Origin of the sequence: Undibacterium pigrum (assembly GCF_003201815.1) — a bacterium.
In the GTDB taxonomy this organism is placed as follows: Bacteria; Pseudomonadota; Gammaproteobacteria; order Burkholderiales; family Burkholderiaceae_D; genus Undibacterium; species Undibacterium pigrum.
Genome location: NZ_QJKB01000014.1, coordinates 24972 through 46658 on the forward strand (window position 1 = coordinate 24972; position 21687 = coordinate 46658).

At 51.9% G+C, this 21687-nt stretch carries 14 protein-coding genes; 9 read left to right on the forward strand and 5 right to left on the reverse strand.

The window, feature by feature from the left end; all coding sequences use genetic code 11:
• Positions 1–136: 136 nt before the first annotated feature.
• The 5 genes from soxY to soxB all read left to right on the forward strand — a co-directional run bounded on the left by soxY (position 137) and on the right by soxB (position 4931).
• Positions 137–625 (forward strand): thiosulfate oxidation carrier protein SoxY, encoded by a 489-nt coding sequence (gene soxY, locus DFR42_RS25245; RefSeq protein WP_110257838.1) that lies wholly within the window; start codon positions 137–139, stop codon positions 623–625.
• 331 nt (positions 626–956) lie between these two features.
• Positions 957–1268 carry a thiosulfate oxidation carrier complex protein SoxZ gene (soxZ, locus tag DFR42_RS25250; protein WP_110257839.1) on the forward strand — a complete coding sequence of 104 codons (312 nt, stop codon included), beginning with the start codon at positions 957–959 and terminating at the stop codon, positions 1266–1268.
• 12 nt (positions 1269–1280) lie between these two features.
• Positions 1281–2114, forward strand: a complete 834-nt coding sequence (gene soxA, locus DFR42_RS25255) for a sulfur oxidation c-type cytochrome SoxA (protein WP_110257840.1) — start codon at positions 1281–1283, stop codon at positions 2112–2114.
• 10 nt (positions 2115–2124) lie between these two features.
• The gene (gene soxX, locus DFR42_RS25260; RefSeq protein ID WP_110257841.1) at positions 2125–2748 is read left to right on the forward strand and encodes a sulfur oxidation c-type cytochrome SoxX; all 624 of its coding nucleotides are present in this window, start codon (positions 2125–2127) and stop codon (positions 2746–2748) included.
• Between the two features lie 473 nt (positions 2749–3221).
• Positions 3222–4931 (forward strand): thiosulfohydrolase SoxB, encoded by a 1710-nt coding sequence (gene soxB / locus DFR42_RS25265; protein ID WP_110257884.1) that lies wholly within the window; start codon positions 3222–3224, stop codon positions 4929–4931.
• On the opposite strand, the gene DFR42_RS25270 is transcribed toward soxB, so the two are convergent.
• From DFR42_RS25270 to DFR42_RS25295, 5 genes are all read right to left on the reverse strand, one after another.
• Positions 4928–6280: an MFS transporter gene (locus DFR42_RS25270; RefSeq protein WP_110257842.1), complete on the reverse strand. Its 1353-nt coding sequence runs from the start codon at positions 6278–6280 to the stop codon at positions 4928–4930. The genes soxB and DFR42_RS25270 overlap by 4 nt on opposite strands.
• Positions 6277–7281 carry a PfkB family carbohydrate kinase gene (locus DFR42_RS25275; protein ID WP_110257843.1) on the reverse strand — a complete coding sequence of 335 codons (1005 nt, stop codon included), beginning with the start codon at positions 7279–7281 and terminating at the stop codon, positions 6277–6279. The genes DFR42_RS25270 and DFR42_RS25275 overlap by 4 nt, the downstream gene beginning before the upstream one ends.
• Before the next feature lie 98 nt (positions 7282–7379).
• Positions 7380–9332 carry an alpha-amylase family glycosyl hydrolase gene (locus DFR42_RS25280; protein ID WP_110257844.1) on the reverse strand — a complete coding sequence of 651 codons (1953 nt, stop codon included), beginning with the start codon at positions 9330–9332 and terminating at the stop codon, positions 7380–7382.
• A 272-nt stretch (positions 9333–9604) separates the two neighbouring features.
• A complete protein-coding gene (locus DFR42_RS25285) occupies positions 9605–11917 on the reverse strand; it encodes a TonB-dependent receptor (protein WP_110257845.1) in 2313 nt (770 codons plus the stop codon).
• A gap of 675 nt (positions 11918–12592) precedes the next feature.
• The gene (locus DFR42_RS25295) at positions 12593–13651 is read right to left on the reverse strand and encodes a LacI family DNA-binding transcriptional regulator (protein WP_245937089.1); all 1059 of its coding nucleotides are present in this window, start codon (positions 13649–13651) and stop codon (positions 12593–12595) included.
• A 316-nt stretch (positions 13652–13967) separates the two neighbouring features.
• Between DFR42_RS25295 and DFR42_RS25305 the strand changes: the two genes are divergently transcribed.
• The 4 genes from DFR42_RS25305 (at position 13968) to DFR42_RS25320 (ending at position 21642) form a co-directional block, all read left to right on the forward strand.
• The gene (locus DFR42_RS25305; RefSeq protein WP_110257849.1) at positions 13968–15695 is read left to right on the forward strand and encodes a molecular chaperone HscC; all 1728 of its coding nucleotides are present in this window, start codon (positions 13968–13970) and stop codon (positions 15693–15695) included.
• A gap of 30 nt (positions 15696–15725) precedes the next feature.
• The gene (locus tag DFR42_RS25310; RefSeq protein ID WP_110257850.1) at positions 15726–17738 is read left to right on the forward strand and encodes a tetratricopeptide repeat protein; all 2013 of its coding nucleotides are present in this window, start codon (positions 15726–15728) and stop codon (positions 17736–17738) included.
• A gap of 151 nt (positions 17739–17889) precedes the next feature.
• Positions 17890–19803 (forward strand): tetratricopeptide repeat protein, encoded by a 1914-nt coding sequence (locus tag DFR42_RS25315; RefSeq protein WP_110257851.1) that lies wholly within the window; start codon positions 17890–17892, stop codon positions 19801–19803.
• Between the two features lie 6 nt (positions 19804–19809).
• The gene (locus tag DFR42_RS25320; RefSeq protein WP_110257852.1) at positions 19810–21642 is read left to right on the forward strand and encodes a tetratricopeptide repeat protein; all 1833 of its coding nucleotides are present in this window, start codon (positions 19810–19812) and stop codon (positions 21640–21642) included.
• Positions 21643–21687 lie beyond the last annotated feature (45 nt).

Below are 21687 nucleotides of genomic sequence, written 5' to 3' on the forward strand. Positions count from 1 at the left end.
TTGTCATAACGATAGAACGATTTCGCGTTAAGCTTATCAAACGATGTAAATACAGAAATAGCCATACCAGCAAAGTTACAGCACCGCTAAAGCTGCAAAGCAGCATCAGATTAATGCACCATTTCAGGAGACAGTAATGAAGCAGGCAATCAAGAAGCATGATGACGGTCAGCAACGCCGTGATTTTTTGCGCATATCCACGGTATTTGGCCTGGCCTTTGCTGCCGGTTTGCTCAAACCATCTGATGTATTTGCTGCTGAATGGCAAGCCAAGGCTTTTGAAGCCAAGAGTTTGCCAGATGTATTTGCCGCGCTGGGCGCAGGCAGCCCGGCAGTCAGCGCCGACATCGTCATCAGCGCGCCAGACATTGCAGAAAACGGCGCAGTCGTCCCCGTCAGTGTCAGCAGCAAAGCCGCCAATACAGATTACATCGCCATCCTGATAGAAAAAAACCCGAATGCCATGTCAGCGGCTTTCAATATCCCCGAAGGCACAGAAGCCTCAGTCAGCACCCGCGTCAAGGTAGGCGAAACTTCGAACGTGCATGCGCTGGTGAAAGCCGATGGCAAATGGCTGGTGGCTTCGAAAGAGATCAAGGTTACATTAGGCGGTTGCGGCGGTTAATTTTTAAAGACCTCTCAACACAGAGGCACAGAGACACAGAGGGGACACAGAGAAGTTCAAGAGAGACTTGGAGTTAATGTCGTGGAGTGTAGGTTGGGCCGAGCCTCGCTAGGCTACGATTCACCAGCCCAACACTTTGCCTCTCAAGAACGTAATACTTAATTTCAAGCTGAATGAAGTGCTAATAGCATGCAAGTTCCTGATTATTAAGTTGAAATTTATATCTTTTTCCTCATGCTTTTCTCTGTGTCTCCGTGCCTCTGTGGTGAGCTTTTTGGTCTTAATCAAGTAATCTGGTATCTATTTAAAATTAGCAAAAAAGGAAGACATCATGGGCGATCCTATGCGTATTCGGGCGACGGTGGCAGGCGACGTCGTTGAGGTAAAAGTATTGATGCGTCACGATATGGAAACAGGTCAGCGCAAAGACCTGGAGGGCAAGGTTGTGCCTGCACATTTCATCAAGAACTTGCAGGCAAAATGGAAAGACAAACTGGTGCTGGATGCGCAGTTTGGTCCTTCTGTATCTAAAGATCCTTTCCTGTCCTTCAAATTCAAGGGCGGTGTCAAGGGAGATAAAGTGTCGGTGACCTGGACAGACAGCAAAGGTGACCAGCGTAGCGATGAAGCAGCCATAGCCTGATAAGGAAAACCCATGTCACGTCTTGCTTTCAAATCACTGGCCTGCCTGCCCTTGTGCGCATTGCTGGCATCTGCGGTATTGCCATCTGCCCAGGCCCAGACAGCAACACCATCGGCGACCGATGAAATCGCCAAATACCGCGAAATGCTGGCCGATGGTAATCCGGCAGAATTATGGGAAATGCGCGGCCAGGAACTCTGGCAAAAAAAGCAGGGGCCAAATCAGGCTTCGCTGGAACAATGTGATCTGGGTAAAGGCCCGGGCGTGACCAAAGGTGCCTATGCAGAACTGCCGCGCTATTTCAAAGACGTGAACAAGGTCATGGACCTGGAGCAGCGCCTCATGTACTGCCGCATGAGCCTGCAAGGCTTGACGCGTGAGCAAGCTGCAAAGACACCTTTCGGTTCTGCAGGCAACCCTTCTGATATCGAAGCCCTGGTATCTTTTCTGACGGCAGAATCACGTGGCGTAAAGCTGGCCATCAGCACCAAGCATCCGGCAGAAAAACAGGCCTATGAAATCGGCAAAAAGATATTTTATTATCGCGCCGGTTCGCATGACTTTGCCTGCGCCTCCTGCCACTCCGCCGAAGGGCAGCGCATACGCCTGCAAGACTTGCCTAACCTGAACAACAAGGCCAATGCCCAGGCTGCATATTCTACCTGGCCTGCTTATCGCGTCTCACAAGGTGAAGTCAGGACCATGCAGCACAGGCTTAATGACTGCTTCCGCCAGCAACGTTTCCCCGTGCCTGATTATGCATCAGACACCATCACTGCACTGACCATGTTCCTGGCAAAATCTGCCGACGGCGCGGTCATGAATGCACCTGCATTGAAACGCTGAGGGGACGCACATGAGAAATTTACGCACACGCCATATCAGTATCTTGCTGGCAGCGATCTGTAGCACGGCTGTAGTCTCTGCTGCTGAGCCAGACTATGCCAAAGCCGCACTGGACATGATGAAAGCCGACTTCAAGGCCAAAGGCCCGGCCACCATGGAGCGCATGGTGCAGCAGGACGAAGCCCAGGCGCAATGCAGCGCCAACCCGCAGGGCTTGACAGCCAAACAAGCAAAAAAACTCGAACAGTCACAACTCGCCACGGTGAAATATCCAGCCGATGCGCAGTATATGGGCGACTGGAAAAACGGTGAAAAAATTGCCCAGAATGGCCGTGGCATGCAATCTTCTGATGCTGTCGGTTCAGTCAATGGCGGCAATTGCTATGCCTGCCACCAGATGAGCAAGACAGAAATCTCTTTCGGCAATATCGGTCCTTCGCTCTACCAATACGGCAAGCTGCGCGGCACCAGTCCTGAGATTTTGAAATATACCTGGGGCAAACTGTATAACGCGCAAGCCTATAACGCCTGTTCCAAAATGCCAAGGTTTGGGCATAACGGGGTGTTGACTGAGGCGCAGTTGAAGGATGTGATGGCTTTGTTGCTGGATGGGGAATCGCCGGTGAATAAGTAGGGGCTTGGCTTTATTGTTTTGTTACGGCTATCGTCGGAGCCAGAATCTCTCCTTGTTAATGTAAGCTTAATTACGTCGCTCCTGCGAAGGCAGGAGCCCAGTGGCGTTCGTTGCATACCGTGTCGTTTGAAATGGATTGCCCTTCGTGTAACCAGGCCGGGTCTCGGCCCGGCGGCCGAATTCCTTTCTTTGCTTCGCCAAAGAAAGGAATCAAAGAAAGGCGACCGCAGACTCGCTCCCTGCGGGAGTGCCCGTTTGTGTGAAGCAAAAAATGGGAAGTGTCCGAAACTCGCTACGCTCAAACAACGGACACTTCTTTTTCCATTTTCTGCATCACACAAACGGCTTCGTCCCAAGCGGATTAACGTCAAAATCAAAACCAACAGCAACGTCAAAACCAACAGCGACCCAACACCAACTTCAAAACCTACGGCCGCTACACAATCAAAAACAGAAAGCAAATCATCATGGGTCTGAATCGTCGTGATTTTTTACAAGTAATGGCTATCGCTGCTGCTGGTGGCATGCAGATAGATGCGCAGGCGGCTATGGCGAATCCTGCTGCAGACAAGCTCTATGACCTGCCACGCTTTGGCAATGTCCATCTCATGCATTTCACTGATTGTCATGCACAGTTGCTACCGCTGTATTTTCGCGAGCCCAGTGTCAATCTCGGCATAGGCGCGGCGTTTGGCAAGAGCCCGCATCTGGTGGGTGAACATTTGTTGAAGCAATTCGGTATCAAGCCCAATACGCCAGAAGCCCATGCTTTTAGCTGCCTGAACTTTGAACAGGCGGCAGCGACTTATGGCAAGGTCGGTGGCTTTGCGCATCTGACGACGCTGGTCAAACGCATACGCGGTAACCGTCCTGGTGCGCTCCTGCTTGATGGCGGTGATACCTGGCAGGGGTCTGCGACAGCACTGTGGACCAAGGGGCAGGACATGGTTGATGCTTGTTTGCAGATGGGTGTGAATGTCATGACAGCGCACTGGGAAATGACCCTGGGTGACAAGCGCGTCAAGCATATCGTCGAGAATGACTTCAAGGGCAAGGTCGATTTTGTCGCGCAAAATATCCAGACTACCGATTTTGGTGATCCCGTGTTTGAAGCCTTTACCATGAAAGAAATGAATGGTGTAGCTGTCGCCATCATTGGTCAGGCCTTCCCGTATACCCCCATCGCCAACCCACGCTATCTGGTGCCGGAATGGAGCTTTGGCATACAGGAAGAAAATATGCAAAAGACCGTCGATGCGGCGCGTGCCAAGGGGGCGAAAGTGGTTGTCGTCCTGTCGCACAACGGCATGGATGTTGATCTCAAGATGGCATCGCGCGTGCGTGGTATTGATGCCATCATGGGCGGGCATACTCATGACGGTATGCCTGCGCCCGTCATCGTTGAAAACGGTGGTGGCAAGACCCTGGTGACCAATGCGGGCAGCAATAGCAAGTTCCTTGGTGTGCTGGATTTCGATGTGAAGGAAGGGCGCATACAGGGCTTCCAGTACAAGCTGCTGCCAGTGTTTGCCAACTTCCTGCCTGCAGATGCCGACATGCAGGCGCTGATACAAAAAATCCGTGCACCTTACACCGCCAAATTGTCGGAAAAACTGGCGATGACAGAGGGCACGCTGTACCGTCGTGGCAATTTCAATGGCAGCTTTGATCAGTTGATTGTCGACGCGCTGCTGGAAGTAAAAGGAGCCGAAATCGCCTTCTCACCCGGCTTCCGCTGGGGTACTTCCCTGCTGCCCAATAGCGCCATCACCATGGAACATGTGATGGACCAGACCGCCACCACCTACTCCTATACCACCGTCACAGAAATGACAGGCGCCGCCATCAAGACCGTGCTGGAAGACGTGGCCGATAACCTGTTCAATCCAGACCCTTACTATCAGCAAGGCGGCGACATGGTGCGCGTTGGTGGCCTGACTTATGCCATAGAACCGGCAGCAGCCATGGGTAAGCGCATACAGGATATGCGGCTGAATGGTCAGCCACTGGCAGATGGCAAAGTCTATAAAGTGGCTGGCTGGGCCCCGGTGGCAGAAGGTGCCAAAGGTGAGCCAGTCTGGGATGTAGTCGGGCAATGGCTGCGTACCCATAAAAAAATCACACCACGCAAACTGAATACACCACGTTTGATTGGAGTGACTGGTAATCCTGGCCTGGTTTAAGTTTTGATGGCGGGTGGCGGTTTCTTTGGTAATTTGACGATACCCACCGCCATTGCCGCACAAATCAGCAAGCCACCCGCCAGCCTGATCACGTTTTCAGGATTGCCACCCAGCCAGGCCTGGTAATACAGCGGCAGGGTGAAGATTTGTATGATCATGGGGATGACGATGAACATATTGAATATGCCCATATACACCCCCGTGCGCTCAGCCGGTATGCTGCCAGCCAGCATGATATAAGGATTGCCCATGATACTGGCCCAGGCCAGGCCCACACCCAGCATGGGGATGAATAATAGCGCTGGCGTATGTATGGCCGGTATGCTCATCATGCACAAGCCCGCCAGTGTCAGGCAAGTGGCATGGCTGATTTTTGGGCCAAAGCGACGGGTGAAAGGCACCAGCGCAAAGGCGGCAATGAAGGCGATGAAGTTGTAGAAAGCACCTATCTGCCCATTCAATAATCCCGCTTCGCGGAAACCGGCAGAGCTTGGGTCACTGGTGCCAAATATGCTGCGTCCCAGCGACAGCATGATGTATTGCCAGTAGCAAAACATGGCATACCACTGGAATAGTTTGACCAGTGCCAACTGGCGCATGGTGGGTGGCATTTCTTTTATGGCCAGACCTATCTCGGCCAGGGTGGCACGCCAGCCTGTGGCTTGTTGCTTGATCTGTGCCAACTGCTCTGTTGTCAATGGTATTTCCGGGGTAGTCTTCAAGGTCCACAAGATGGAGGCAATCGAAAATACTGCGCCTATGATAAAAGCCGCGATGACGATGTAGGGAATGTGATGGCTGTTGACGCTATTGCTGTTCATGCCTGCCACTACCAGTATCGATGGCGTCAGGTAGGCCAGGGTTTGCCCCAGGCCGGTGAAAGCGCTTTGCGTGAGGAAGCCGACCGAATGCTGGCTGGCATCGAGTTTATCGCTGACAAAGGCACGGTAAGGTTCCATGGTGACATTGTTGGCAGCATCCAGTATCCACAACAAACCAGCAGCCATCCACAGTGTAGAGCTGAACGGCATGATTAATAAACCCAGGCTGCACAGCACTGCACCAATCAGGAAATAAGGCGTACGTCTGCCCCAGCGGCTGATGGTGCGGTCACTCATGGCACCAATCAGCGGTTGCACCAGCAGGCCTGTCACCGGTCCGGCCAGCCACAAATAGGGCAGGCTGGCTTCATCAGCACCCAGGTAGGCATAGATGGGGCTCATGCTGCTTTGCTGTAAACCAAAACTGAACTGTATGCCAAAAAAGCCAAAGTTCATGTTGATGATTTGCCAGAATGACAGGCGGGGTTTGCCGGTCACTGGCTGTGAGTTGGTTGTGGCTGCATTCATGGGTTTGCCCCGCTGCTTGCAATGGCTGGCAGGGTTTCTGCATTCCAGCATTGTTGCCATTGTTCATAAAAGTCAGCATCGCTGGCAACCGCACCGCGTACACTGCAAATGCCTGCCGCAAACAGATGGGCACGCTGCAGGCTGAGGTGCAAAGGCCATCCGCGCTGCATGCCAAGTATGAAGATGGCAGAGAAGGCATCACCGCCGCCTACGGTATCAACGACTTCAACTTTGACAGCTTCGCTTGCACTGCGCAGGTACTGCCCAGCCTCATCCAGATAGGCATAACCGCGTTCACCCAGTGTGGTGATAATGGCTTGCAGCTTGAATAGTGCTATCAATGCTGTTGCATGGGTCTGGATATCTCTATCATCCAGTGCCGCTTCGTTTTCTGCCTTTGGCTTGTCCAGATAAATTTCTGCCAGTATCTGCAATTCTTCTTCATTGACCTTGAGTATGTCGGCAAACTGTAATGATTGTTCTATGGTAGCCAGACTGTATTGCATGGCACGCAAGTTCAAATCCAGGTATTTGAGTGCCCGGGTTTGTGCCAGCAAGCCATACAAAGCCTCACGCGAGACAGGGTTTCTCTGCGCCAGCGTGCCAAAGTAAAAGATGCCCTGGTCATGCTCAGGGCTGGCCTGCAGCATGGCTGTTACGGCAGTCTGTCCATCAATATGGTCATATGCCTGATCAGGCAAAATCTCGAACTTGTGCCTGGCCATGTCTGCACTATCGTCCTGAGTCACCTTGACGCGCCCCGTAGGATAGTGCTGGTCAGTCTGCAAAGCAGTTGCCGGGAGTTTGAAACGCTGCATGTCGGCGCGTATCAATTGCGCAGTCGCATCATTGCCCACGCGCGAAATCATCAGCGGCGCACAATCAAAATAACCCAGGCTGCGCGCCACGTTGAAAGGCGCGCCGCCAACGACAGGCTGGTCCGGGAAATCATCAATCAGGGTTTCGCCAAAGATGATGATGGGTTTGCTTTGCAGTGACATGGGTTTCTTTTCTGTTAGCGGGCTTGAATTGTGAAAATTGCGAAATGCGAGTATTTGAGCAATATCCAGTTTTCTCCTTCCCCTTGAAAGGGCGGAAGTTAGTCTTGAGTCATATTTCCCTGTTTCCTTACCAACCACAATTGAGAATATGCTTGTAATGTCACAGTAAGATCAACATCAAGCTTGCTCAACTGATCAACCCAGCCTCGCCCAGGAATATCATGGTCCGCCAGCAGTTCCACCATATCCAGGCTGATACTGTGCTCTGAAAAATTCCCTAAAAACAGCAAAGGATCATCCACGCTACCGCGCAAAAAAGCCAGCACGGCAGGATTGTTTGCTTTCAACAGTTGTCGTGCTTCCTGCGCAGCAAGTTGCGGCAATTGCCTACGCTGCGGCAACAAGTGACAAAGCGCATTGAATACCGTCCCCGCATCATGCGAACCAGAATGGCGCTGGGCATAGAGTTCATCATCCCAGACTGGCCTGTGCAACCAGCGGCTGTCTGCTGCCTGTGCGGGTACCTGCCTGTATGCTTCATCATTTATCTGCGCCAGCTCATCGCCCATATAGATCAGCGGCATGCCGCCAAAACAAAAACTCAGGCCATACAAGAGTAGCAGACGTTGCCTGGCCAGATGTTTTTCTGTTGCTGTGTGTGCGCTGGAAAAACCGGTTAACGCCGCCGCCATGCCTACCGTGCCATGCACTGCTGCCGGGTCATTGGCCTGGAAACTGGCGCCGCGCGCATAGCTGCCCTCGCCACTATAGAAGCGGGATACCCTGGCCAGCCTTTGCTGTACATCTTCTGTCTTCAGGCCTGCTTCTGGCCGCAGCACATTCCAGCCTATGTCGTCATGGCAGCGCACATAAGTCAGCCAACTGCTTTGCTCTGGCTGCGCTGGAGTGCCTGCAAATACATGGCGCATCAGGCTGGTGTCCTGTTCTGCCAGGGCAACCCATGAGGCTGCCATCAGGCTGCTGTGATAGGCGAGGTGGCATTCCTGCTTTGAATTTGCTCCGTCGTTGTTGCCAAGGTAGGCGGGTAATTCTGCCGTTTCAACAATGGCTTCCGCCTTCAGTAAAACACCAGGAGCAGCAATTTCTACCAGACTGCGCAAGGCTTGCAAAATCTGGTGGGCCTCTGGCTGGTTCATGGATTTTGTGCCAGCGCGCTTCCACAAGAAGGCGGTGGAATCGAGACGAAAAGCTTCTACCCCACGGTTAGCGAGGCGCAACAAGGCTGCAGCCATGTCGGCAAAGACCTTTGGATTGCTGTAATTCAGATCCCATTGATAAGGGTAGAAGGTGGTCCATACCCATGCCTGCAATTCAGGAACAAAGCTGAAATTGCCAGGGGCAACTTGCGGGAAAACCTGGCCAAGATGCTGTTCAAAATTATCTGGAATTGTGCGATCAGGATAGTGATAAAAATAATCGCGGTAGTGCGGGTCACCTTGTTTTGCCGCAACAGCCCAGGGGTGATCATCTGCCACGTGGTTGAGGATAAAGTCAGAACACAGGCTGATACCCGCTGCACGCAGGGCAGTGCTGAGTTCTTCCAGGTCTGCCATATTGCCAAGACGCGGTTCTATCGCATCAAAATCGGCTACGGCAAAACCGCCATCATTTTCGCCAGTGCGGGCTTTTAAAAAGGGCAACAGGTGCAGGTAAGTTACGCCCAGTTCCTGCAAATGCGGGATACGCTTTTGCACGCCGCGCAAGTCACCGGCAAAGCGGTCGGCATAGCAGCAATAGCCAAGCATGTTTTCTTTGGTGAACCAGTTTTTGTCGGTGCTTCTGGCATCATCCAGAACTTGCAGGGGCAGGGGGCGTGCTGCGACGGCTTCGCCTGCGACTTGCAAGAGTTCTGTCAGCCATGTGGCATACGCTTGTTCATTGCTGAATTGATTGCCGTACAGTGTCTGCAGTGTTTGGTATAAATCGGGAAGGTGCTTTGCCAGCCTGGCCCCTATGCGCGCGTGCGTGCCCGGTGCCAGCTTGCTGAGCAGGGCTGTGAGGAAAGGTGCTGTGTTCGTTGCGGCAGACATGGTGCAGGTAGTGCCTTAGAAAAACGGGTCATTAAAAATGGCTCCCCCACATGTTGGGGGTGTAGAGGAGCCTAAAGTGCTACCAGGGACTGGTTCCGGAAGCGTGGATGGGGCTACTGCGCGGCGTGATTTTGGGCCTGCGATGCTCATCGTACTCAAGTACGACTGCGCTTCACGTGTCAAAAAATCGTCAAACTAACGCCGCTCGCTACGCCCCCTCCACGCTTCCTACGCACTGGGAGGCGGATGTTCGCTGCGCTCCAGCGTGACTGTTAAAAACTGTATTTCAATGCTGCCTTGATGCTTCTGCCATTGATGGATCTTGCTGCGTGTCCGTCGCCTTCTACTTCGGTGTAGCCTATGTTGTTCGTCAGGTTGTTGACGCTCAGTGAGACCTGGACTTTGTCGTTGATGTTGTAGTTGACGAAGGCGTTCAGGACGTGGAAGGCGGGCAGGATCAGGGTGTTGGCGTCGTCACCGTAAGACTTGCCCGTGCCTATCAGGCTGGCACCGAAGACGGCTTCACCCATGGTATAGGTGGGGGCGATCTGGTAGGTGTAGCTGGCCTGGCGGCGTGGGGTTTTACCGACCACTGACTTGTCATTTGCTGCCGTGATGCTGGCATTGATGTAGGTCAGGCCGCCAGTAACGCGGAAGGCGTCGTAGCGATAGCTGGCTTCGATTTCCACGCCCTTGGCATCGTAGTTATTTGCTGTGAATTTTTGTGTCGTTGCTTCAAAATTCGATTCCTCTGTCTTGGCCTGGAACAGGGTCACAAAGCTGCTGAAGCTGCCTGCTTTCCATTTCACACCCGCCTCGGTCTGCTTGACGATATTGGTACTGATCGGTGTGCTGCCATCGAGAGGATTGCCAAACATGATACGGTCTGCATTGAAGGCGATGCCTTCGCTGACGCGGGCAAATACGGCGACATCTTTGGTGACACGATAATTGGCACCGAAAGAGTAAGACGTATGGTTCACGCCGTAGTTGATGAATTTGGTATTGGCTGCACGATAGCTTTGATTAACTGCCTGGTTGGAGGTGCCACTGGCATCTTGCTTGTCATAGCGCAGACTGCCATCAAGGTTCCAGTTGCCGCTTTCCCAGCCAAGATTGGCATACATCGCATTGGTCTTGTATTGCGCATCGATATTGCGGTTGCAGCAGCCGCCAAATACATCTGTACCTTGTGCCAGCAAACCGGGTGTGCCTGCAATCGTGCCGTTCGAATTCAGCAACGCAGGCTGGTCACCGCTGGCTTGCATCAGGTATTGGTTGAAGTTCCAGGTCACGCCCAGGTTTTGCAGGGATGAATACCAGCCCACCGTGGTGGCGAATTTGCCACCGGATGTCTCAAATACTTTGGACAATTTCATGTCATTGACGGTACTGCCCAGGTCATCAATTGAAGTATTGAACACGGTTGCCGTAAATGCTGCGCCTGTATATGCCTTGCCTGCATTGGGGCCGGTAGCATAAGTCATGTTTGTCGCTGCTGCCCCGGTCACGCCTGCATCCGCCGGGAAGATGGAAATAAAGCGGCCTGTGTTATTCGATTTGCGGAATTTTTCATCCAGGGTCCAGCCACCACCCAGTTTCAGGGATGCTTCTGCACCAAAGGCATTGTTGACGACATGCAGGCCATCGTTCACATTCGTCGCGATCTTGTTATTGTTTTTATCGAGAACAATATCGCGTGTCCAGTAGGGGGAATAAAAACTGGCGGTGCGCGGGTCTATGCCGGGCAGTTCAGAGATATTTCCATTCACCGTCCTGACTGGCACTGGCATATTCATCGGTGTCTTGTCATCCAGATGCTTGAAACTCAGGCGCAGGTAGCCATTATCCAGTTCATGCGTGATATTGGCACGCAGTTGGCCGCCTTCTTCTGCTGTCATGCCAGCAGGGCGTGAACTGTCGCCACTACGGTAATAACCTGCGATAAAGGCGCGGGTCTTGTCAGACAGGGCAGCGCCATAGTCAAAATCAAAGCGGGTCTGGCTAAAATCCACACCTTTGGTGATGCCTATGCTGCCGCCTTTTTCCTTGCCAGTCTTGCTGATGAAGTTGATGATGCCGCCTGGTGAATTGGTGGCCATGGTTGATGCCGTACCACCGCGTACTACTTCCAGATGTGACAGGCTGCCATCGGCGCGCAAATACATGTCAGGTGTGACGAAGGCGATGTCACCAAATTGCAGCAGCGGCAAGCCATCTTCCTGGAACTGTACATAACGCGCACCACCGGCAGAAATAGGTACGCCGCGCACAGTCAGGTTGGCATTGCCTTCACCACCTGAGGATTCTGCCCGCACACCAGGGATGGAGCGCAAGATTTCTGCCGCATTGGTCGGCGCGGACTGGGCGATCTGGTCAGCATCGATAGTACTGATGGATACGCTGGCTTTCATCTTGGAAGTGCCTGTGGGCGTACCCGTCACGATGACTGAATTCAGGTTCAGTGAGTTTTTATCTTTATCCTGTGCTGCTGTGTTGTCTTGTGCCCATGCACCGTTCATGTGCAGTAAGGCCAGGGAAATGACGCTGGCCATGCGCGTCATTTTGATGTGTGATGATTTCATTGCTGTCTCCGCTGTCATCATTTTTATAAAGCCGCACAGAACAGGTCTGTGCATGCATGTCTCTTACCTTGTTGCCTGAGCACAGGCATCACGCCGGTAGCGGTGATGCCGTGTCAGTCACAAAAGACCTCCAACAATTTTCGCCGCGCTCTTTGGACGTTCAGGCTGTTGGCATTGCAATCAGCAGTCGTACTCTATGGCGCTTTTTTTTGCGATCCCTGGTTTGCCAAGGCAAACGCTGTTGAAGATCTTTTGTAGTGCAGGTGAAGATAATTATCTGGTAAACCGGATTTTATTGCAATCGATTGCAAAGATGCGGTGCAATAAAGTGGTGCAATATTTCTTTTTGGGTAAATTTCAGGCGTGCACGAAGATGAGGAGGGTGGATTCTGACGCAAAGGATTGCGTCCTATGAAATCTGGTTAGCAATCTATCGTATTTTTATCTTCTTAGGCGGAAAGAAAATGGCAGTCACCGCATGTATTTTGCAAGCAACAGGCAGACTGGGCGGGCATTCTAAATGCTGCGATGCACAATGAAAATCAGGAGGGGTCTTTGAGTTTTCTGTAGGAATACTTCAAATTTTTTAAATATATTGCAATCGGTTGCATAGATTGTCTGCAATGCAAATAATCCATGCTTGTCCTATCCCGCAGGACGTGTCTGGCGTTGCAGTCAAACACTGCTCGCCCTGACCATCAGTTCTGTAGGTAATAATCTTGCCTCGCTATTGCCATCTTCTGTCAGGGATAACAAGGCATCGACCAGCGCCAGGCCTGCCTGTGCCATGGGCTGACGCACCGTCGTCAAGGGCGGGTGAAAATAGCGCGCCAGTTCTATGTCGTCATAGCCAACCACGGCCACGTCATCCGGTACACGGTAATTTTTCTCGCGCAGGCTGTTAATGCTGGTCATGGCCAGCAAATCACTGCAGGCAAACAGGGCATCGAAGCTGATTTTGCGGTTGCACAGTTCTGCCACTGCCAGTTTGCCACCTTCTTCTATGAATGAAGCAGGCACGACCAGTTTTTCATCAAGGGCAATGCCATGCTGCGCCAGCGCCTTGCAATACCCCTCGTAGCGTTGCGCCACTTCAGGCAATTGCGTGTCTCCAAAAAAGGCAATGCGCTTGCGCCCGCTTTGCAGCAGGTGCTCAGTGGCTTTTTGCCCGCCAGTGACATTATCGCTACCGACGGTCACATACAATTGCTGCGGCAATTGCGCCCCCCATACCACGATGGGCACATGGCGCGCCGCTAACTGGTTCAACTGGTCATGATGTCGCCACTGGCCTATCAGGATCACACCCAGCACCCGGCCAGTATCAAAAATCTGCGCGGCATTATCGAGATGTTCTGCATCGATGCGTGACAACAACATGTCAAAACCACGGTCTGTCAATGCATCGGCGAGACTGCCCAAGATGCCGAGGAAAAAAGGGTCAGACAAATGCTGGCGGGTTTCAGAATCAAAGGGCACTACCACGGCAATCGTGCGTGTCTGCTTGAGGCGCAAATTACGGGCGTCGATATTGATGGAATATTTGAGCGAGCGTGCCAGTTCGGCAATGCGTTGACGGGTTTCATCATTGACCAGCGTGCTGCCACTCAGGGCGCGTGACACCGTTGAGGTCGAAACACCCGCCAGCCTGGCAATATCAGCCATCTGCAAACGGCGCTGTTCTTTGCTGGCGGACTTGATTGTGTCTGTTGTGGTGTCCGTCTTTGCTTTCATCTTTTTGTTCTTAATATCGGTGTGTGGACTGAGCTTATCTCATGCCAATTATAAAACCGAAATCAGCGGCGGCGGCAAATATGCATTCCTCGCTGCAATTCGCTTTTACGGCAATACAGTTGTAGAGCTCAGTCTCGATCCTTGTCTGTCCACGCCATTTCTGATGATTTCACCCTGCACTCAAGGGTATGAGGTCAATAGGTTTGCAGCAAAAGCAAATTATTTTTGCTGCAAAGCGCAAAAAACACCTGTTTTGGTTTATGTTATGACATTTTATTTGTTTTGAGCTTGGAATAAGCGTGGGAGTAGTGTCAGCATGATCATCGGTATTGATTTGGGAACAACAAATAGTCTGGTTGCAGTCTGGAAGGATGGCAAGTCCCAGCTGGTGCCAAATGGCCTGGGGGATATGCTTACCCCGTCCTGCGTCAGTATTGATGAAGACGGCAGTGTTCTGGTCGGCAAGGCTGCCAAAGAACGCCTGCAGACCCATCCTGAACGTACAGCAGCGGTATTCAAGCGCTATATGGGCAGCGACAAGAAAGTCAGACTCGGGCAAAAAGATTTCCGCGCTGAAGAACTGTCAGCGCTGGTTTTAAAATCATTGAAGGCCGATGCCGAAGCTTTTCTGGGGGAAGCAGTCACTGAAGCCGTGATCACGGTACCCGCTTATTTTTCTGATGCCCAGCGCAAGGCCACGCGTACTGCGGGCCTGCTCGCCGGTCTCAAAGTCGAGCGCTTGCTCAATGAACCCAGCGCGGCGGCGCTGGCTTATGGCATGCACCAGTTAAATAGTGAAAGCCGCTTCCTGGTGTTTGATCTGGGTGGTGGTACTTTTGACGTTTCCATCCTTGAATTGTTTGAAGGCGTGATGGAAGTTCGCGCTTCTGCCGGTGACAATTATCTCGGTGGTGAAGATGTGACCAGCGCCATCGTTGACCTGTTCTTCCAGCGTAACAAGCTTGCCACCAGCCTGCGCAATAATCCCATGTTCATGCAAAGGCTGGGTGCCTCGGCTGAGACGGCCAAGCGCAACTTGTCCGCGGGCCAGCAAGCCAAAGTACAAATCCAGCTCGATGGCAATGACCTCAGCATGGACATTGACGAAGAAGCCCTGGACAAACTCTGCGCCCCCTTGCTCAAGCGTATGCGCGAACCGGTGGAGCGTGCCCTGCGTGATACCAATATCCGCGCCAACGAACTCGACAGCATCGTGCTGGCGGGCGGTGCCACCCGCATGCCCGTCATCAAGCGTCTGGTGACGCTGATGTTTGGCCGTTTCCCTACCAGTGAAATCAATCCGGATGAAGTCGTGGCTCTCGGCGCTGCCGTGCAGGCTGGCCTGAAGATGAAGGATGCCGCCCTGGAAGAAGTGGTCATGACCGACGTGGCGCCTTACTCCCTGGGTGTTGAAGTATGTATGCGCCTGGCCGACGGCAAGTCTTCTGATGGCCATTTCTCGCCTGTCATTGAGCGCAATACGGCAGTGCCGGTCAGCCGCGTTGGCCATTATCGTGCTGTGGATGCGCGCCAGACCAGCGTGCAGTTACGCGTTTTTCAGGGTGAGTCACGCCTGGTCAAGGACAATATCCTGCTTGGCCAGCTTGATGTTCCCCTGCAGCCGGACGGCAACGAAGAGAAGGCTGTCGATGTGCGCTTTACCTATGATGTCAATGGCCTGCTTGAGGTAAGAGCCAATGTCAACAATAGCACTGAAAGCCATGTGCTTATCATTGAAGGCAACCCTGGCATGCTCAGCGAAGAAGAGATCAGGCAGCGTTTTGCCGAGCTGGAAAAAATCAAGATGCATCCGCGCGACACGCTGGAAATGCGTACCCTGCTTGCCAGGGCTGACCGTATTTACCAGCAGGTGCGTGGTGAAGTGCGCTCCTGGCTGAGTGTGCAGATAGCCGAGTTTGAAGGTGTGCTGGAAACGCAAAACCCGCGCCTGATCAATCCGGCCAAAAACAAGTTTTCCGACATGCTCAATTCCATAGAGAGCGATAGCCACCTGCATTCGGATTTTGACCCGCAGCCGAATTAAAGCGGGCAGCAGATGTTTGTGAATTGAATCATGGTATATATTCCGCCGTTTTTTCAACAGTACGGTCTACCTCCCGATGCTGATGAACGCTCCGTCAAGCGCGCTTATGCAAAACAACTGAAAAAGATAGACCAGGAAATAGATCTTCCTGGCTTTCAGGCTTTGCGTGAAGCCTATGAAGAAGCGCAAGAATGGATCAGGTATAGAGACAGCGGCAGGCTGAGCCAGGCTTACGCAGCAGCACAGCAGGCTGCTGAAGCAAGTAGCGAAGACAAGACCCCGGCCCCGCAACAAGAGGTAGTTGCTGAGTCGGCAATGCCATCGGCAGGGCAAGCAGCTGCAGAAGATATGGCTGCCTTTGAGGCCATACGCTGGCCAGAGCCAGTGCGCCCGCTGGCACCACCAAAGCAGGCTCCAGATATAGATGCAGGGAAGTCAGCATCAGCGCCAGATGCGACAGCGTCAGCAAGCGCGTCAGAGGCCGCAACGCAGACCTTGCCGGACAATGACGGCCAGCTGGCTGCCAGCAAGGCAGAGCGTGTGTTTGCCGAAATGCTCATGGCAATGCGCAAGTGTGCTGACGAAGAAGGCTATGCAGAAAAACATTTGCAACTAGCCATGAACGACCCGCGCCTGGGTAGCAGTGATGCGCGTTACGCCTTTGAAACCCTGGTGGCGGCTCACCTTTCCAGAGGCTGGCGACATGGTAACGGTGAGCTGTTCAATGCAGCCTTTGACATCTTTAACTGGGCCAGGGACAGACGCCGCCTGTTGAGCCTGGGCCGTCCTGGCCATGTGCTGGAACGTGCCTGCAAGGAGATGCAGGCTTTCCTCGAAAGACCAGCCAGGGTGCATAAAGCACAATGGGAGCTGCTGAAAAAACTAAGGCAGGAAAAAAATCCGGGCAATAGCTACCTGGAAGCCAATTTTAAAAAACTGCTGGTGCTCGACGAGTTGTATCCGGTCTGGATATGGATGGTGACCAGCAAGGATAATTTCCTCATCTGGAAAGCGCAATACGATGCGCTACAAGAGATAGCCCGGGCAAAGGCACTCAAAGAAGCCGCTGAAATTGAGGCACGCAACAAGGTGGAGCCAGGCAGTGGCGGTACATTTTCTGTACCTGGTGAGGATGACGGAACTGCTGGAAAAACAGGCTTCTTCACCGCCTTGCGCGCCAGGCACTGGCCTTTTGGCCGCTACTATCTGCCAGCCTTTTTATGTGTAGTTGTCCTGGTTATCGTGCAATTGATCGTGCATGATGCCAAAACAGTGATACCACCCGAGGCAGTAGTCCAGCAGCCTGTGCCAAAAACGACTGCAGCCAGGTTTGATGCTGCCATCCGTGAATTGAGCCGTGTCAGTAATAAAGAAGAAAAGCTGCAAAAGCCGCTGTATGAACTGGTGCAATTGTCAGAAGAAGGTTATGCCAAAGCTTCCTATCAACTGGGCTGGTTTTATCGCGAAGGCAGGCAGTCCGGGCCAGACGAAACCAAGGCACTCAATTGGTATATCAAGGCAGCGGAACAGGGACATCTGGAAGCAGCCGTCCTGGTGGCTGATTATTATTTTGAAGGGCGCGGCGTCAACAAGGACCTGGGTGCTGCAATACGCTGGTACAGCAAGGCAGCCGCATCCGGGCAAAGCCTGGCACAGATCAAGCTGGCCCATCTGTATGCAGACGGCACAGGTGTGAAAAAAGACAAGCAACGCGCACTGGAGCTGATTGCCTCTGCCGCAGAAAAAGGGCAGCCCCTGGCACAAAGCGAGCTGGGCATGATACGCATGAGTGGTTTGTATGGCACCCAGGTCAGCACTGAAAAGGCGGCCTACTGGTTCATGTTAAGCGCCCGCCAGAATGATGTACTGGGCCAGCGCATGTATGGGCTCATCCATGAAAAAGGTCTGGGTGGTTACAACAAAGACCTCAATGCTGCAGCAAACTGGTATGGTCGGGCAGCAAGACAAGGCGATGCAGAAGCCCGCAAGAAATTGAAAAGTCTGTGCCAGTCGGGTACTTATCCGGATTGTAGCGATACATAAGTTCCTCCGGTTTAATTTGGCTCTGGTGGCGCAATGTCTGCCGCCGGAGCGATAAAGAATAAAACCAGCACAACTCGCACGGGCAATACAAGCAGCACTACCGGTACGAACCCTACAGATCAGACACTTGCTACACCTACACTATATTTCCATGCGTAATCTACCCCTATTTTTCATTGAAAATCAGTTAAGTGCAGACGCTGATGAGCGTGATGTCAAACGTGCTTATGCACGGAAACTGAAGCAGATAGATCAGGAAAATGATCTCCAGGGCTTTCAGGATTTGCGGGATGCCTATGAGGCCGCGCTTAACTGGTTGAAGTACAGGGAACAGTTTCAGTGGCAATTCCAGATAGAGGAAATGCCGCAGGAAGAGCATGATGATGGCGTAGCTGAGCCAGCCACAGAAACTGAAAAAACTCAGGCACCACCGGACGTGGCAGTGGCAGATGAGATTTTTCTGCAGGACGAAGTTGATGCGGCCATGCCTGTGCAAGGAGAGGATCCTGCTTCAAGTGCCACTACACAGCAAGAAGCAGTCGTTCGAAGCACAGAAACAGCGATCAATCCGGCGCAAGTTGCAAAGAAAATCTTCGATGAAATGCTGGATGCAATGCGTCTGCATAGTGAAGTTGGTGATGATGAGGATTTCGCCGGGAAAAACCTGGCAGCCTTGCTCGACGATACGCGCCTGTTTCATATGGAAACACGCCTGCTCTTTGAAGGCCTGCTGGCAGAATACCTGTTGCAGGGCTGGCAGCCAGGAAATGGCGAGTTGTTTGATGTGGCGGTACAAAGTTTTGGCTGGGAAAAAGATCGTCTGCGCCTGTTGCAATTGGGCAGACCTGGCCACGTTATTGATCGTGCCCTGGGTGACGCTGCAGAGTTTTATCGCAAAGATAAAAAAGCCCGCGAAAAACTTTGGGTTTTGATTAAAAAAATCAGAAAAGAAAAATCTCCCAGTCAGCAATACCTGAAAACGAACCTGGGTTTGCTGAGACATATGCAGGATACCTATCTTTCCTGGTTGCTGCTGGTAACCAGCAAGGAAAATCTCGCCCAGTGGTCTGCAGATGCAGAAGAAATCCAGACCCGCAATCCCATTGGTGATCAGCGGGCATTTCCGCAAAAAGAAGAAAGCAATGCGCATCCTGGCTATTGGATAGTTATTGCCTTTGTTGTGCTGATGGGCATGTTTTCCAACAAGGACAGGTCAACACCAAGCTATGATCCAGGGACGCTCAAGCCTACCGACGGGATGTCGTTTGTCCTGGAAAAAACTGACCGCAGTTTGACGCCGCAACAGAGGGTCATGAAGGCAGAGAGATTGCTGTCCATGAACTGGAACATGAAAGAAAATTTAAAGCAGGCTGTGCGCGCTCTGGAAAGTGCGGCAGGGGATGATAGCAGTGAAGCTGCTTACCGTCTGGGCTGGGTGTACCGTGATGGAAAATTTGTGCCTGCAGACAAGCAAAGACAGTATGCCTGGTTCCTGAGGGCTGCTGAACTCGGTCATACGCAAGCCAGCGTCATCGTCGGTGATCTCCTGATGGATGGCCTGGACGGCAAGCCCAATTACAAGGAAGCCCTGCAACATTACAAGAAAGCCGCAGACCAGGGGGATGCAAGGGGGCAGTTCAAGCTGGCCTATATGATAGACCGAGGTTACGGAATAAAGGCAGACAAGGCAGTTGCAGCGCGTCTCGTCCATGCTTCAGCCGAAAAAGGCTTTGCCCATTCCGAATCCCTGATGGGGCAGTTTCATTTGCGCGGAGAATATGGCTTTGCGCGGGATGCAGTCAAATCAGCCAACTGGTTTTCATTAAGCGCCAAACACGGCGACCGTGTCGGTGAACGTTATTTTGGCCTGGTTCATGAACAGGGATTGGGAAGCTATAAGATCAATCTGGCTGAAGCTGCGAAATGGTATGGCAAGGCGCGTGACCATGGTGACAAGGATGCTGAAAAAAGTTTGATGCGCTTGTGCAAGAAACAGGATTTTGCAGAATGCAAGCCAGCGCCTGCAAGCGTCAGTACGATTTCTGTCGTGACCAAGGAAAAATGAATTTTCATGGGTGAGTTGCCAGATTTTTTTGTTCGATATGATTTGCCAGCTGATGCAGATGAGCGTGCAGTCAAGCGTGTCTATGCACGCCAATTGAAACTTATCAATCAGGAAAGCGATCTTGAAGGCTTTCAGTCCCTGCGTGATGCATATGAAGAGGCGATGGTTTGGCTCGAAAATAAAGCCATTCAGCCTCAACGACAAGGCACCGTCACATCTGTTGAAACTTTTTCTGCGCAGCTAGCTGAGGAACCATCTCCTTCCCTGAAAAATGAGTATGCTGATGGCGCCCAACATCAAGCCATGGATGCTGACACGTTAGCAGCACGCAATGATGAGTCGGGAGACTTATCGCGATTTGCAAGCGACAGAATTGAGCCAGACCTGGCACCAATCGCAGGACATGAATCACCCGGGCAACTTGCACAAGCTGTTTTTACTGTCATGCTCGATACCTTGCGAAAAAATCCCGGTGACGATGATATTGCAGAATTAAGTTTGCTTAATGCCCTGGAAGACAAGCGTCTGTCTGGCATGCAGGCAAGACACTTTTTTGAACAGCAAGTAGCATGTTATCTGCTGGAAGGATGGCAACCAGGTAATGGTGATTTGTTTGACGCTGCTGTTAATTACTTCAACTGGCAACATGACATCCGGCGTTTAATGGCGCTTGGAGAGGCTGGTGATAAACTTGAACTGGCTCTATCCGAACTTGCCGAATTCAATAAACTGGACCAACAGCAGTATGCATCAAAAAAAGCATTGCTGATCAAGGCCCGTCGATGGGGGTATCCGGGCAAAGAGTTTTTTCTAGCGCACTTTGGAAGCTTGCGACATCTGGAGCAAGCTTATCCCCACTGGATCTGGCTGGTAACGAGCAAGGCAAATGTCATTGAATGGTATAGGGTTTATGAGCAGTCGCTTGAAAATGAACAGCCGTCTTACGAGCCTTTGCCTGAAAAACCAGTGTTTTTTATCCGGAAACTTGAAACAGTAGTTTTGTTGATTGTGCTGGTGCTGACACTGATTTTTGTCGCTTTAATGCAGGAAAGTGATAGACAAGAAACCAGAGCCAAGCAAGAAAATTATGCCAGCACTGAATTACGTAATTCTGGGAGAAAACCTGAAGAATTGCTGGAAGTTGGCAAGGACCTGTTTTATGGTCGTCATAAAACCCAGGAAAATGTCGATCTTGCGATTCGCTACCTCGCAAATGCTGGTGCAGCAGGAAGCGTAGAAGCAGCTGAGTTGCTAACGGAGATATTTTCTGCGGGTTATAAGGTCAATAAGGATGAGCAATTGGCACATTTCTGGCGCTTAAAGGCAGCCAACCTGGGAAGCGTGCAGGCACAGATAGAGATGGGCGAATACTTTTTGTTTGGTGCCTCTGGAGAAAAAGACCCGGCCCAGGCCTTGCAGTGGTACAGGAAAGCTGCGGACAAAGATCAGGGACATGCTGAAGTCAGGATGGCCTACATGTACGAGAATGGCCTGGGCGTTGGGCAAGACATGAGCGAGGCCATCAGATTGATCAAGCAAGCTGCAGAAAAAGGGCATCCTTATGCTGCCGCCAAAATGGGATTGATGCATATGGACGGTAGCGGTGGCCTGGAAAAAAATGAAGAAAAAGCTGTCTACTGGTTTGAGCTAAGTGCAAATCGTGGTGACATGACCGGGCGACGTTTGCTTGCTAATGTGTATGAATTTGGCCTGGCTAAACATGCCGTGAATCTGGATGAAGCGAGTGTCTGGTATTCCGCAGCAGCAGGACAAGGTGACCAGGAAGCAAAAAACCGGCTCAAGGCAATTTGCAGCAAACGGAAATACAAGGGATGCTGAAGCTGAGTAGTGTGCAAGTTTTAAAAATGCTGGCTTTGCATGGGT